We start from the raw sequence: 10592 nt of genomic DNA on the forward strand, positions 1-10592 counted from the left end.
GTTTTTTAGTTTTATCGAGTCTGGGCGGCACGCCAGGTTGTCGCTGGCACCTCCGAAAAGGTGCTTCGAGATGCGGAAATGTAACCGGTTTCAGCCTGAGTTTACAGGGGCTTTACACGAAGTTTTTACGAACACCTCACAGCGCTTTGACGCTGCGGCACGGAAAATAAGTGCATCTATGGTTACGATGGCGCGCCCTGCCCATGTCCTTTTTCCGTTTTCTGCTGGTCGGCCTGGCCCTGAGCGCCGCGTTGGCCGGCCCAACCCAGGCGGCTCCCCAAGTGCCAGCGCGGCCAGCGCAGTGGGCACAGTCCGTCGAGCCTCATTACAACCTGTACCAGATCAGCCCCACGCTTTACCGCAGTGCCCTGCCGGACGAAGAGGCGGCGGCGCTACTCGGTCAGCTGCACATCAAGACAGTGGTCAACTTCTTGCCCGAACCAGACGCGCAATGGCTCAAGGCGCCGCAAATCAACCAGGTGCAGTTGCCCATGCGCACCGTGCACGTCGATGATGCAGAGGTCATTTCGGCGCTACGCGCCATTCAGGAAGGAGAGGCCAAAGGCCCTGTTCTTATCCACTGCAAGCACGGTCTGGACCGCACCGGCCTGGTGTCGGCGATGTACCGCGTGGTGGTTCAGGGTTGGAGCAAGCAGGACGCCGTGGCCGAAATGACCCAAGGTGGCTTTGGCGACACCCGGCGGATGAAATACGGCCTGGACTATATCCACGACGTGGACGTCGAAGCGGTGCGCAGCGCGCTCGCCAGCGGCGCCTGCAGCACCAACCCCCTGGCCGCTTGCGCGGTCAAGGGGTTGTTCAAGCAGCTGATTTAAGCGTCGGGCTTCTTCAGCTTCGGGTTGGGGAAGAACTGCACCGTCTGCACCTTGGGGTTGGCGATTTTCGGCGCCTGCTTGTTGACCCGCGTTCCCAGTTCGCTGGGAATGGACTGGCCCTGTGCATTGAGAGTGTCGCTGTAGCCACAGGCCACGCACTCCCGGTGCGGGACATCGTCCTCGCTCCACATCATCAGCTTGTCCGACTCGCTGCACGCCGGGCATACCGCCCCGGCGATGAAGCGTTTCTTGGTCTTGACCACGGGCGTGTCACTCATGCTGCCGCGTCCTCACTCAGGCCGCTATGGCGCAAGAGTGCATCAATCGACGGCTCGCGGCCGCGGAAGTCGACGAACAGCACCATGGGCGCCTGGGAACCACCGCGCGCCAGGATGGCTTCGCGGAAGGCACGACCGGTCTCGGCGTTGAGCACGCCTTCTTCTTCGAAACGCGAGAACGCGTCCGCCGACAGCACTTCGGCCCACTTGTAGCTGTAGTAACCCGCCGCATAGCCGCCGGCGAAGATGTGCGCGAAGCTATTGGGGAAGCGGTTGTACGCGGGTGGGCGCATCACCGTGACCTCGTCACGCACGCCTTCGAGCACCTGCAGCACGCTACGGCCATCGCCGTGGGTGGCGTGCAGTTCGAAGTCGAACAGGGAGAACTCCAGCTGACGCACCATCATCAGGCCGGATTGGAAGTTCTTGGCGGCCAGCATTTTTTCCAGCAGGTCCTGAGGCAAGGCAGCGCCAGTCTCGTAGTGGCCGGAAATCAGCGCCAGGCCTTCAGGCTCCCAGCACCAGTTCTCCATGAACTGGCTCGGCAGCTCGACCGCGTCCCAGGCCACGCCGTTGATGCCTGACACGCCAGCGTGCTCGACACGGGTCAGCAGGTGGTGCAAGCCATGGCCGAACTCGTGGAACAGGGTGGTGACTTCGTCATGGGTCAGCAGGGCTGGCTTGCCGGCGTCGGCCGGGGTGAAGTTGCACACCAGGTTCGCCACCGGGCTCTGCACGGCGCCGCCAGCGGTGCGACGGTGATCACGGGCGCCGTCCATCCAGGCACCGCCACGCTTGTTGGCGCGGGCGTACAGGTCGAAGAAGAAGCGACCAACGTGCTGGCCGTTTTCCTTGATTTCGAACAGGCGCACGTCCGGGTGCCAGGTGTCGAAACCGGTCTGTTCGGCGATTTCGATGCCATACAGGCGGTGGACAATGGCGAACAGGCCAGACAGCACCTTGTCGATGGGGAAATAAGCGCGCAGGGCTTCCTGAGACACGCTGTAACGCTGCTCACGCAATTTCTCGCCATAGAAGCCGCTGTCCCAGTTCTGCAGGTCCGGGCAGCCCTGCTCGGCGGCGTAGGCCTTGAGCTGGGTCAGGTCCTGGGCGGCGAACGGCTTGCTGCGTTTGGCCAGGTCGCGCAGGAAACCCAGCACCTGGTCGCTGGACTCGGCCATCTTGGTGGCCAGGCTCAGTTCGGCAAAGCTGCTGTAGCCCAATAGCCGTGCCAGTTCCTGGCGCAGGTCGAGAATCTGCTCCATCACCGGGCCGTTGTCGTTCTGGCCGGCGTTCGGGCCCTGATCGGAAGCACGGGTGCAGTAGGCGGCGTAAAGCTCCTCACGCAGGGCACGGTCCTGGGCGTAGGTCATCACCGCGTAGTAGCTGGGGAATTCCAGGGTAATCAGCCAACCGTCCAGGCCTTTTGCCTTGGCCGCGGCCGCCATCTGCGCCTTGGCCGAGTCGGTCAGGCCAGCCAGGGCGGCTTCGTCGCTGACGTGCTTGGTCCACGCCTGGGTAGCGTCCAGCAACTGGTTGGAAAACTTGCTGCCCAACTCGGAAAGTTTGCTTTGCACTTCGGCGTAACGCTGCTGCTGCTCGGGCGGCAGGTCGATACCCGACAGGCGGAAGTCGCGCAGCGAGTGTTCCAGAATGGTTTTCTGCGCCACGTCGAAGGTGGCGGCTTCCGGGCTGTTGGCCAGGGCTTCATAGGCCTGGAACAGCTCGCGGTTCTGGCCCATCTCCGTGGAGTAGGCGCTCAAGGCTGGCAGGCAGGCTTCATACGCCTGGCGCAGTTCCGGGCTGTTGCACACGGCATTGAGATGGCTGACCGGGCTCCAGGCCGCGCCCAGGCGGTCATTGAGTTCATCCATGGCCAGGACCAGGCCGGCCCAGGTAGGCTTCTGCGCCTGGGTTTCGAGAATCTTGGCGATCGCCGCACGGTTGTCGGCCAGGATCTGTTCTATCGCCGGCTGTACGTGCTCGGCACGGATCGCCGAGAACGGTGGCAGGTCATAAGACTGCAGTAGCGGGTTGGTCGCGCTCACGGTTACACACCTTGGCTGAAGAAACACCAGCCCATCTTAATTACAATCGGCGCTCACCGCAGCTATCAACGCCAGAGAAGGAGCCTATCGTGGCCATTCGTACGTTCCAGCAGCACACGCCCGTCGTGGGCGAGCGGGCTTTTGTCGACCGTTCGGCAGTTGTCATCGGCGATGTCGAAATAGGCCAGGACAGCTCGGTCTGGCCCATGACCGTGATCCGCGGCGACATGCACCGCATCCGCATCGGCGCGCGCACCAGCGTGCAGGACGCCAGCGTACTGCACATCACCCACGCCGGCCCCTTCAACCCCGAAGGCTTCCCGCTGATCATCGGCGATGACGTGACCATCGGCCATAAAGTGATGCTGCATGGCTGCACCGTGGGCAGCCGTATCCTCATCGGCATGGGTAGCACGGTGATGGACGGCGCAGTAGTGGAAGACGAGGTCATCATTGGCGCCGGGAGCCTGGTGCCACCGGGCAAGCGCCTGGAAAGCGGCTTTCTCTACGTTGGCAGCCCGGTCAAGCAGGCCCGGCCGCTGACAGACAAGGAGCGCAGTTTTTTCACCTACACCGCCGCCAACTACGTGAAACTGAAAGACCAGCATCTGGACGCCGGTTTCGCCAGCCCCAACCCGCTCTCCACCGACTGAATTCGGAAGCCCCCATGCATTATCAGAACATCCTCTTCGACCTGGACGGCACGCTCACCGACCCACGGGAAGGCATCACTCGTTCCATCCAGTACGCGCTGGAAAAGCTGGGCATCATCGAACCCGATCTGCGCAAGCTGGAGCATTTCATTGGCCCGCCCCTGCTGCAGGCGTTCATGCAGTTCTACGGTTTTGATGAAGCAAAGGCCTGGCAAGCGGTGAATTTCTACCGTGAGCGCTTCAAGGTCACCGGCCTGTACGAAAACGAAGTGTTCGAAGGCGTCATCGAGCTGTTGGAAACCCTGGTGGCCCAAGGGCGGCACCTGTACGTGGCCACCTCGAAACCGTGGGAATTCGCCCGCGAGATTGCCCGGCATTTCGACTTCGCCAAGCACTTCAAGGTGATCTATGGCAGTGAACTGGACGGTACCCGCACCAACAAGGTCGAGTTGCTGGCCCACCTGCTCAAGGAAGAAGGCCTGGACCCGGCGCAGACCCTGATGATCGGCGACCGCAAGCATGACCTGATCGGCGCCAAGGCCAATGGCCTGGATGTGGTAGCGGTAGGGTATGGCTTCGGCAGCCGTGAAGAGCTGGAGGCCGAAGCACCGACGTACCACTTCGATACCTTGGCCGAATTGCACCGCGCCTTTATGCGCTGAAGCCGCTGCCAGGGATCAGCGCGACGCCAGCTTCACCAGCGCGGCTTTGCGCTGATCGGCGGGCAACTTGCCCAGCCGTTCCACCGCCTTGAAGAAGCTTGGCCAATCGCCGTGCACCTGGCTGAACAGCGCGGCGAACGACGGTACCCACTGGTCATACAGCCCGAATGGCAACAGCTTGGCGTTGTTCATCGGTGCGTTCACCCAGGCGTCATAGCGCTTGTCTCCATCCCACTGGCTGTCTCGCAGTTGCCGATACTGCGCGCGCATCCGCTCGAATGCCTGCTGCTTGGCCTGGCGCATGGCCGCAGGCGCAAGTGGCTGGGCGTAGATGGCCTTGAGTTGCTCCCGGGTATCCAGCACCAGCTGGGTGAACTGATGGACCTGCTTGGCCATATCTTGATCTGCCGGTGGCAAGCCCTGGTAGGCGCGCCATTGCCGGGTCCCTTCCTGTTCGACGAAGGTGGCGTAGGACTCGTTGAACTCGGTGTCGTTCTGCACATAGAAACGCTGGTGCGCCAGCTCATGGAAGATCAGCGTCGCCAGGCGCTCATCACCCCGGTCCATCATGGTGTTGATGATCGGGTCATCGAACCAGCCCAGGGTCGAATAGGCATCCACGCCGCCGATGTAGACGTCCATGCCGGCCTGCTTCTGCAGCGCTGCTTCACCCCGCGCGCCACTCAGGCTGTAATACCCGCGATACGCCACGCACCCCGCGATGGGGAAGCAGTGGGTTTGCGGGTCGAGGGAAAACTCCGGCGTGGCAAACACATTCCATACCACTGATGAGCGTTTCACATCAGCGTACAGCCGGTAGCTGCGGTTATCCGGAAGGTGCAGGTGGCTGCTGGCAAAGTCTCGGGCGGCCTGGGACTGGCGTAGCTGTTCACGCAGCCTGGCGTCCCTGGCCGGGTCGGCCACCACTTGGCTGACGGGTTCGCGAGCCCGCAGCAATTGCACCTGGCCATCCAGCAACTGCCCGTAGTAGGTCGAACAACCGTTGAGCAGCAAACCGGCCAACACGGGAACCAAGGCCCCGATTTTGCGGTCGAGTGACCCAAAGCGTGAGCGCAGTAGAAGAAGAACATCAATCATCTGTCGGGGGCATCCTTCTGTGGGACCAGCCGGCCATCCTTGCCATCAGGAGTTTTGCCATGCGTGCCATGTTACTTGTCTGCGGTCTGGCGACCGTGGCCGGTTGTTCCACCTTGCCCGATCCCGACCCGCACCAGGCGTGGGTCGACCTCAAGGCGGGCAAGGATAACTCGCTGCATGCGGTGAAGGTCGACAACCACGACTGGGCGGACCCACGTTACTTCGAAGTGCAGCCCGGCGCCCATGAATTGTGGGTAACTTTTCAGTTTCCGGTGGCACCCACCAACATTGGCCCGGTGGCCCAGCCCCTGTGGCGCGACTGCAGAATGAAATTGACCTTCAAGGATTTCAACGCCGGCCAGCGTTACCAACTGGAAGCCGGCAGCCTGGGTTTCCAGCCTTGGGCAAAGCTCTACGATCAGCAGCGCTACGTTGTAGGCAAGGCTCAACCGGCGGGCTGCCAGGCTACGTAAGTGGCTGGTTAGGGGTATGCTAGGGTCTGTATGAAATGTATTCCAGCGAAGGCCGAGCCTGTTTTCAACGCAGCGTTGGGATGCATTTCGTACAGAGCCTAGAAGCCTATGCCCCGTTGGAGCCCCTCAATGCACCGCGCCCTTGCTGTCGCTGTACTCACCACCCTGGCCGGCTGCAGCACCACCCCGTTGCCGGCGAAAAATCCTCAGCAAGCGTGGGTTGACATGACCATGCTCGGCGGCAAGGTAGTCATGGCGGAGCGCCTTGACGGCGTACGGCTGAACGATGGCCGCTATTTCCAGGTGACCCCGGGCAGCCATGAACTGATGGTGCGGTATGACTTCGAGATTTACGCGGGTCGGCTGATGATGGCCGAGCCGGACGAACGCACTTGCTACCTCAGCGTCCGCTACGACGGCTTTCAGCCGGGCCAGCGATACCTGCTGGAAACCCGCACGCTGGGCATTACCCCTAGCGCACGGCTGTACGACCAGAACCGCAAGGTGGTGGCCGAGGACCGCGACATCAACTGTTTGTTTTAACGGTCGTTCTTCTGGTAGATGATTTTCTTGCTGCCGCCTTCGCACGAGCCGACGACCATGTTCTTGTCGTGGACTTCGTCGTTGCTGACAATTTCGAGGGTGTAGGAAGTGACGCCCTGGGCCTGGATCTTGGCTTCGATTTCGGCCTTCAGTTCTTCGCAGGGCTTGGGCGCAGCCAGAGCGCTGGTAGCCGCAGCACAGCAGGCGAGGGTCAATATCAGTCGCTTGATCATGATAGCTTCCTTGGGGTGCACAGGAGGGGGGGATGGTCACCCTGGGCAATGCCCGCGGGGTGACCAGACAAACGGCACCCAGGCATTCGACCACGAATGCCCTTTGCTGTTCCAGCGCTGCTCCTAGCTGACCAGCGTGGCGTCCAGGCTGATCTTGGCGCCCTTGAGCACCTTGGAGACTGGGCAGCCTTCCTTGGCCTTGTTGGCCAATTCCTTGAACTGCTCTTCGCTGGCGCCCGGCACCTTGGCTTTCAGGATCAGGTGCACGGCAGTGATTTCAAAGCCGTCACCCACCTTGTCCAGGGTGACCTCGGCAATGGTGTCGATACGGTCAGCGGTGAGGTTGGCACCGCCCAGAATCATCGACAGGGCCATGGAGAAACAACCCGCATGAGCCGCGCCTATCAGCTCTTCCGGGTTGGTTCCTGGCTGGCCTTCGAACCGTGTGTTGAAGCCGTAGGGGTTGCTCTTGAGGGCGCCGCTTTCAGTAGAAATCTGGCCTTTGCCGTCTTTCAGGCCGCCTTGCCAAACGGCTGATGCTGTCTTCTTCATGATGCCTCCTCGGGTTGCACGCGAAGGTTCGCGCAGTCACAGAGGTTAGGAGGGGTTGGCAAGCCTGCAAGTTCACACGGATTGACAATCACGCATTGAAGTTTCTCAATATGACCATATTGTTGGTTAAAGGGCAGGGTGGTGCGGACCCCATGGACTTGCGTGCATGCACCAGCCTTCCAGTCGACTGCCGAGGACACTACCCCCCATGAAACGACTCTCCGATATCAAGATTTCCGCCCTGGACCTGGTGCCCGTGCGCGCCGACAAGGGCCCCGCCCATTCGCTGCGCAACTCGCTGGACCTGGCCCAGCACCTGGAAAAATTCGGCTACAACCGCTTTTGGGTGGCCGAGCACCACAACATGGACGGCATCGCCAGTTCCGCCACTTCAGTACTGCTGGGCTACCTGGCCGGTGGCACGTCCACGATTCGTGTGGGCTCCGGCGGCGTAATGCTGCCCAACCATGCGCCGCTGGTGATCGCCGAACAGTTCGGCACCCTGGAAAGCCTGTACCCCGGCCGCATCGACCTGGGCCTGGGCCGCGCGCCGGGCTCAGACCAGATGACCGCCCGCGCCCTGCGCCGTGAACGTTCGGGCAGCGCCGACGACTTCCCCGATGACGTCCTGGAGCTGATGAGCTACCTGGGCCCGCGCACCCCTGATCAAAAAGTGATCGCCGTACCGGGCACGGGCACTCATGTGCCGATCTGGCTGCTGGGCTCCAGCCTGTTCAGCGCCCAGCTGGCCGGCATGTACGGCTTGCCCTACGCCTTCGCCTCGCATTTCGCGCCGCGCTACATGCATGAAGCCATTCGGGTATACCGCAACCACTTCAAGCCATCGGACGTACTCGACAAGCCTTACGTGATGCTGGGCGTGCCACTGGTGGCTGCGGATACGGACGAGCAGGCCGATTACCTGGCCACCTCTGTGTACCAGCGCATTCTCAACCTGATGCGTGGCCAGAGCCTGGTGCAGCAACCGCCAGTCGACACCATGGAAGGCCGCTGGCTGCCCCACGAAAAAGCCGCGGTCGCCGATTTCCTGGGCCTGGCCATGATCGGTAGCCCACAGAAGATTCGCGCCAAACTGGATGTATTGCTGGAGCAGACCCAGGCAGATGAGTTGATCTTTACCTGCGACCTGTACGAACACGCCGACCGGCTGCATTCCTACGAACTGCTGGCACAGCTCGCCAAGGGCTGAAACTGCGGGAGCTGGCGTGCCAGCTCCCACAAACCAGTACTACACAGCGCTTAGCCGCGCTTGTAGACGATTTCCTTCCTGCCCGCCTCGCAGGTGCCGACAACCTTGCCATCCGCCGAGGCGCCCTTGTCGACCACCTCCAGCGAATAGCCGTGGGCGCCCTTGGCGTCGATTTTCGCGGCAATCTCCGATTTCAGCTCGTCGCACGACTTTCCCGCCGCCAGCGCCGAACCTGCCATGCACAACAAACCTGCTGCCAACAAAACTCTCTTCATCGGTCACGTTCCCTGGTCAGATTTGAAGCAAAGCGCCCGGTAACATTACCGGGCGTCCCCCAGCACTGTTTGTAGCGGAATACTGGCAATTCGGCCAGTCAGACCGTTCCGTAAACGCTGTCAGCTATTTTCGATTCGGAAGCCAACCTTCAGGGTCACCTGGAAATGCGCCGCCTTGTTGTTCTCGATGTGCCCGCGGGTTTCCAGCACTTCGAACCACTCCAGGTGCTTGACGGTCTTGCCGGCCTCGGCCAGGGCGTTGTTGATCGCTTCTTCGATGCTGGTCGCCGAAGAACCAACCAGTTCAATGAGCTTGTAGGTGCGATGATCAGTCATGGTGAATCTCCTTTCGATAGTGGTCTTGAGCGTAGGTGGCCTTTTAGCTCTGTGCCGATTAGGGCAGCAAAAGTTCACACGCACTGCACTTTCCGAAAGCGTTGCAGTCGGAAACTTACACGCACACTCACCACGCAGGAGAGACACCAATGGCTACTTCACTTCGCAAGGCCTCGTTGCAAAGCATGGAAGCGGAAATCGAAAGTCTGCTCAAATCGCTGGAGAGCTTGAAGGACGACGCATCCGACGAGTCGCGCAAAACCCTGAAAAGCCTGCGCGCCAACGCTGAAAACGCCCTGAAACACTCGCGCCACCTGCTCAGCGACGTTTACGAAGACGTGAAGGTGAAAACCCGCGAGACCGGCGTCGCCACCCGCGATTACGCGCAAGAACACCCCTGGACCACCGCCGGCGTCGCCGTGGGCGTGCTGGGCCTGCTGGCAGGCTACCTGCTGGTCAAGCGCGGCAACTAATCTGCCTGGCGCGCCAGCTCAGTCGTGAGCCAGTGCGCCAGTTGCCGGGCGCGCCCATCCGTGGCGCGCCGGGGCACCCAGAGCGCCAGGCGCGCCGCGGTTTCACTGAAACCCCACGGCGCCGCCAGGCGACCGGCCCGCACGTCGTCGACCACCAGCGGTTCCGGCGCGATCGCAATGCCCAGGCCTGCCACGGCCGCTTCCAGCAAATAATAAAGATGCTCGAAACCCTGGCCGTAGCTCAATTGGCCGGGATCTATGCCGTTGTGCCGCGCCCAGTTGGGCCACGCTTGTGGCCGCGAGGTGGTGTGCAGCAGCGGTTGCCCCACCAGCCCTTGTGCCGCCACACCCTCCAGACTATCGAAGCGTGCGTAGCGCGGGCTCAGCACCGGGCCGATGCGCTCGATCGCCAGTTCATGCACCTGCATATCGGCCGGCCACGGCGGTTCGGCGAACACCAGCCAAGCGTCAAGGCCAGGGCGCCGCGGGTCCAGGTCGCCCTCAGCGGCGGACAAGTGCAGGCGCAAGTCTGGCAGGTCGGCGTTCAGCCGTCCCAATCGGGGAATGAACCAGCGCGCCAGCAGGCTGCCTGAGCAGCCCAGCACGAACGGTGCATCGCCGGCGCCCTGGCTGATCTCGGCACAAGCGCTGCGCAGGCGCTCGAAGGCGTCACCGCTGGCGTCACGCAGGCGCTGGCCTGCATCTGTGAGTTTGAGGCCGCGCCCTTCCTTGACGAACAGGCTGACCCCCAAGTGCTCTTCCAGCACCTTCAACTGACGGCTGATGGCCCCGTGGGTCACGTGCAATTGTTCGGCCGCACGGCTGACACTATTCAACCGGGCGGTAGCTTCGAACGCGCGCAGGGCGTTCAGCGGGGGCAGGTCACGGCTCATGGTACGTGTGAGTTTTCCTGACAGGTTGC

At 61.9% G+C, this 10592-nt stretch carries 15 protein-coding genes; 7 read left to right on the forward strand and 8 right to left on the reverse strand.

The window, feature by feature from the left end:
• The first annotated feature begins 203 nt into the window (after nt 1–203).
• Nucleotides 204–836, forward strand: coding sequence for a phosphatase domain-containing protein (locus QBK88_RS06140; protein WP_277961357.1), 633 nt, complete (start codon nt 204–206; stop codon nt 834–836).
• Here the strand turns inward: QBK88_RS06140 and QBK88_RS06145 are convergent.
• On the reverse strand, nt 833–1114 hold the full coding sequence (locus tag QBK88_RS06145) for a YheV family putative zinc ribbon protein (protein ID WP_268146666.1): 282 nt from the start codon (nt 1112–1114) through the stop codon (nt 833–835). The two genes, QBK88_RS06140 and QBK88_RS06145, sit on opposite strands and share 4 nt — an antisense overlap.
• Nucleotides 1111–3162 carry an oligopeptidase A gene (prlC, locus tag QBK88_RS06150; RefSeq protein WP_277961358.1) on the reverse strand — a complete coding sequence of 684 codons (2052 nt, stop codon included), beginning with the start codon at nt 3160–3162 and terminating at the stop codon, nt 1111–1113. The genes QBK88_RS06145 and prlC overlap by 4 nt, the downstream gene beginning before the upstream one ends.
• A gap of 89 nt (nt 3163–3251) precedes the next feature.
• Here prlC and QBK88_RS06155 point away from each other — a divergent pair, with 89 nt between their 5' ends.
• Together QBK88_RS06155 and QBK88_RS06160 are read left to right on the forward strand one after the other, a co-directional pair.
• Complete coding sequence (locus tag QBK88_RS06155) at nt 3252–3815, forward strand: gamma carbonic anhydrase family protein (protein WP_158153047.1); 564 nt, start codon at nt 3252–3254, stop codon at nt 3813–3815.
• Nucleotides 3816–3829: 14 nt separating this feature from the next.
• Nucleotides 3830–4477 carry an HAD family hydrolase gene (locus tag QBK88_RS06160; protein WP_277961359.1) on the forward strand — a complete coding sequence of 216 codons (648 nt, stop codon included), beginning with the start codon at nt 3830–3832 and terminating at the stop codon, nt 4475–4477.
• A gap of 15 nt (nt 4478–4492) precedes the next feature.
• On the opposite strand, the gene QBK88_RS06165 is transcribed toward QBK88_RS06160, so the two are convergent.
• Nucleotides 4493–5575 (reverse strand): aminopeptidase, encoded by a 1083-nt coding sequence (locus QBK88_RS06165; protein ID WP_277961360.1) that lies wholly within the window; start codon nt 5573–5575, stop codon nt 4493–4495.
• Nucleotides 5576–5634: 59 nt separating this feature from the next.
• Between QBK88_RS06165 and QBK88_RS06170 the strand changes: the two genes are divergently transcribed.
• Both QBK88_RS06170 and QBK88_RS06175 read left to right on the forward strand, forming a co-directional pair.
• Nucleotides 5635–6048 carry a PA0061/PA0062 family lipoprotein gene (locus QBK88_RS06170; protein ID WP_277961361.1) on the forward strand — a complete coding sequence of 138 codons (414 nt, stop codon included), beginning with the start codon at nt 5635–5637 and terminating at the stop codon, nt 6046–6048.
• A gap of 129 nt (nt 6049–6177) precedes the next feature.
• Entirely contained in the window at nt 6178–6591 is a 414-nt protein-coding gene (locus QBK88_RS06175) for a PA0061/PA0062 family lipoprotein (RefSeq protein ID WP_277961362.1), read from the forward strand.
• Here the strand turns inward: QBK88_RS06175 and QBK88_RS06180 are convergent.
• Together QBK88_RS06180 and QBK88_RS06185 are read right to left on the reverse strand one after the other, a co-directional pair.
• Nucleotides 6588–6824, reverse strand: a complete 237-nt coding sequence (locus QBK88_RS06180; protein ID WP_445764900.1) for a DUF1161 domain-containing protein — start codon at nt 6822–6824, stop codon at nt 6588–6590. The two genes, QBK88_RS06175 and QBK88_RS06180, sit on opposite strands and share 4 nt — an antisense overlap.
• Nucleotides 6825–6947: 123 nt before the next feature.
• A complete protein-coding gene (locus QBK88_RS06185; protein WP_158153041.1) occupies nt 6948–7376 on the reverse strand; it encodes an OsmC family protein in 429 nt (142 codons plus the stop codon).
• Between the two features lie 208 nt (nt 7377–7584).
• On the opposite strand from QBK88_RS06185, the gene QBK88_RS06190 reads away from it, so the two are divergent.
• The gene (locus QBK88_RS06190; RefSeq protein ID WP_277961363.1) at nt 7585–8586 is read left to right on the forward strand and encodes an LLM class flavin-dependent oxidoreductase; all 1002 of its coding nucleotides are present in this window, start codon (nt 7585–7587) and stop codon (nt 8584–8586) included.
• A gap of 50 nt (nt 8587–8636) precedes the next feature.
• On the opposite strand, the gene QBK88_RS06195 is transcribed toward QBK88_RS06190, so the two are convergent.
• Nucleotides 8637–8861, reverse strand: a complete 225-nt coding sequence (locus tag QBK88_RS06195; protein ID WP_158153039.1) for a DUF1161 domain-containing protein — start codon at nt 8859–8861, stop codon at nt 8637–8639.
• Between the two features lie 120 nt (nt 8862–8981).
• Nucleotides 8982–9197, reverse strand: a complete 216-nt coding sequence (locus QBK88_RS06200; protein WP_158153038.1) for a dodecin — start codon at nt 9195–9197, stop codon at nt 8982–8984.
• Between the two features lie 149 nt (nt 9198–9346).
• On the opposite strand from QBK88_RS06200, the gene QBK88_RS06205 reads away from it, so the two are divergent.
• Entirely contained in the window at nt 9347–9670 is a 324-nt protein-coding gene (locus QBK88_RS06205) for a DUF883 family protein (RefSeq protein WP_158153037.1), read from the forward strand.
• Here the strand turns inward: QBK88_RS06205 and QBK88_RS06210 are convergent.
• Nucleotides 9667–10563, reverse strand: a complete 897-nt coding sequence (locus QBK88_RS06210; protein ID WP_277961364.1) for a LysR family transcriptional regulator — start codon at nt 10561–10563, stop codon at nt 9667–9669. The genes QBK88_RS06205 and QBK88_RS06210 overlap by 4 nt on opposite strands.
• Between the last annotated feature and the right edge of the window lie 29 nt (nt 10564–10592).

This window comes from Pseudomonas sp. RIT-To-2 (assembly GCF_029623465.1).
Lineage (GTDB): Bacteria > Pseudomonadota > Gammaproteobacteria > Pseudomonadales > Pseudomonadaceae > Aquipseudomonas > Aquipseudomonas silvicola.

Excerpts from the sequence above, each read along its gene's own strand:
- QBK88_RS06195 (WP_158153039.1), bottom strand. The coding sequence starts at position 8,861 with ATGAAGAGAGTTTTGTTGGCAGCAGGTTTGTTGTGCATGGCAGGTTCG.
- QBK88_RS06175 (WP_277961362.1), top strand. The coding sequence starts at position 6,178 with ATGCACCGCGCCCTTGCTGTCGCTGTACTCACCACCCTGGCCGGCTGC.
- QBK88_RS06180 (WP_445764900.1), bottom strand. The coding sequence starts at position 6,824 with ATGATCAAGCGACTGATATTGACCCTCGCCTGCTGTGCTGCGGCTACC.
- QBK88_RS06170 (WP_277961361.1), top strand. The coding sequence starts at position 5,635 with ATGCGTGCCATGTTACTTGTCTGCGGTCTGGCGACCGTGGCCGGTTGT.
- QBK88_RS06145 (WP_268146666.1), bottom strand. The coding sequence starts at position 1,114 with ATGAGTGACACGCCCGTGGTCAAGACCAAGAAACGCTTCATCGCCGGG.
- QBK88_RS06140 (WP_277961357.1), top strand. The coding sequence starts at position 204 with ATGTCCTTTTTCCGTTTTCTGCTGGTCGGCCTGGCCCTGAGCGCCGCG.
- QBK88_RS06205 (WP_158153037.1), top strand. The coding sequence starts at position 9,347 with ATGGCTACTTCACTTCGCAAGGCCTCGTTGCAAAGCATGGAAGCGGAA.
- QBK88_RS06190 (WP_277961363.1), top strand. The coding sequence starts at position 7,585 with ATGAAACGACTCTCCGATATCAAGATTTCCGCCCTGGACCTGGTGCCC.
- QBK88_RS06200 (WP_158153038.1), bottom strand. The coding sequence starts at position 9,197 with ATGACTGATCATCGCACCTACAAGCTCATTGAACTGGTTGGTTCTTCG.
- QBK88_RS06160 (WP_277961359.1), top strand. The coding sequence starts at position 3,830 with ATGCATTATCAGAACATCCTCTTCGACCTGGACGGCACGCTCACCGAC.
- QBK88_RS06165 (WP_277961360.1), bottom strand. The coding sequence starts at position 5,575 with ATGATTGATGTTCTTCTTCTACTGCGCTCACGCTTTGGGTCACTCGAC.
- QBK88_RS06185 (WP_158153041.1), bottom strand. The coding sequence starts at position 7,376 with ATGAAGAAGACAGCATCAGCCGTTTGGCAAGGCGGCCTGAAAGACGGC.
- QBK88_RS06210 (WP_277961364.1), bottom strand. The coding sequence starts at position 10,563 with ATGAGCCGTGACCTGCCCCCGCTGAACGCCCTGCGCGCGTTCGAAGCT.